This window comes from Candidatus Nitrosotalea sp. FS (genome assembly GCF_011319475.1).
GTDB lineage: Archaea > Thermoproteota > Nitrososphaeria > Nitrososphaerales > Nitrosopumilaceae > Nitrosotalea.
Genome location: NZ_RCMC01000230.1, coordinates 331 through 1951, shown reverse-complemented (window position 1 = coordinate 1951; position 1621 = coordinate 331). Strand labels below are relative to the sequence as shown.

Here is a 1621-nt window from a genome sequence, read left to right as displayed (position 1 = left end):
TGATAAAAGACTGGTACAAGGAAGTAGACAAGTTCACACCACAAGATCTCAAAATAATTGCATCAGAGCCATTTGATGAAAACTCGTTTAAAAAAGAATATGGAATCAAAAAATTTGTAGGAAACAAGAAAGGCGTTGCAATAAAAAAAGCTCTAGTTGGCGAACCAACATGCAACATTGCAGGATTCACATCAGGGTATGAAGGTCCTGGTGCAAAGACGGTATTACCATCAAAGGCACTTGTAAAAATTGATTTCAGACTGATACCAAAGATGGATCCAGAAAAACAACTAGTCCGACTGAAAAGACATCTCAAGCAAAACGGTTTTGGAGATATACTTGTAACCAAGATTCACGGAGAAGCAGCTGCAAGAACAAGACTGTCTGACCCCTTTGTCAAGACAGTCAAAAAGGCAGCAGACGAGTCCTTTGGCACATCAATTCTTAGTGTCTCGTCGGCAGGTACAGGACCAATGTTCTCCTTTGTCAAATTCCTACATTCTCCATGCATTGCAGTGGGGAGCACCTATGTGTTTGCAAGGATACATTCTCCAAACGAATTTGCAAGAATTGATCTTTTGAAAAAGACAACAAAGTGCATGTGCAAGATAATACGAAATTTTGCATCCCAGTAGATTTTTTCCAAGAATCTTCTCAGATCTTCTTGATCTATAGCAAATTACACAGAAAGGCCTTTATTGTGCTCATTTTGCAATTCAAACATGGCTTACATGTACATGCCGGGAGCTACTGCGGTCGGTATTACATATGACGGCGGTGTCGTCATGGCAAGTGAGAGAAGAATCTCTTATGGTAATTTCGTGGTAAGCAAGACTACAAAGAAGACCTTCAAGATTACAGACTTTGTTGGCGCATGCTGCGCTGGAATGGTTGCAGACATGCAGGTCTTGGCAATGCAGATGAGGGCAATGACCAAGATAAGAAAGATGGAACTCAAACGTGAAATTCCTCCAAACTCTGTAGCAAAGATGATGTCAACTTTGATGTATGAAAGACGATACTATCCTCTATTGACTCAGGTCATAGTTGGAGGAGTAGATGGCGAAGCAGTAATTTACACACTGGACCCACTAGGCTCAGTCTTACCTGATGATTATGCTTCTGTCGGAACAGGTGCAGAGATGGCACTTGGAGTCTTGGATACTGAATTCAAACCAAAGATGAGCGAAAAGGATGCAGTAAACTTGGCAGTAAAATCAATCAAGTCTGCAATAATGAGGGACAATGCAAGTGGAGACGGAATTGATGTCCTCGTTGTTGACAAGAACGGAACAAGAGAGTTTACAGCAAACTAGTTACTTTTTAATTAATTTTGCAGCTTCCCAATACTTGTCAGAGATGTAATGCAGATTTTTCACAACCTCTCCTTTTGTTATTGTTGACATTTCTGCACTTGATACAAGTGCCTTGCCTACTGCCAAAAACTTGCCGTGAACTTCTTCTACGACGCATATGATGTCGTCTTTTTGAAACTCGGTGAATTTTTTAATTCCAGGTCGCATGACATTTGCACCGTTACAGACAAACTTGATTGCACCTGCATCAACTGTTGCTTTTGGAAATTTCTCAAGCAGAACTGTCTCTGAAAGAAATGGAAGAT

Annotated in this window: 3 protein-coding genes; 2 read left to right on the top strand and 1 reads right to left on the bottom strand. The window is 40.7% G+C overall.

The window, feature by feature from the left end; genetic code table 11:
• Both DYY66_RS08695 and DYY66_RS08690 read left to right on the top strand, forming a co-directional pair.
• Positions 1-635: M20/M25/M40 family metallo-hydrolase (locus DYY66_RS08695; RefSeq protein WP_166288232.1), on the top strand; the 635-nt coding region annotated here is incomplete at its 5' end.
• 102 nt (positions 636-737) lie between these two features.
• On the top strand, positions 738-1316 hold the full coding sequence (locus DYY66_RS08690; protein ID WP_166288235.1) for a proteasome subunit beta: 579 nt from the start codon (positions 738-740) through the stop codon (positions 1314-1316).
• Here the strand turns inward: DYY66_RS08690 and DYY66_RS08685 are convergent.
• On the bottom strand, positions 1317-1621 hold a 305-nt coding region (locus DYY66_RS08685; RefSeq protein ID WP_309223997.1), incomplete at its 5' end, for a PUA domain-containing protein.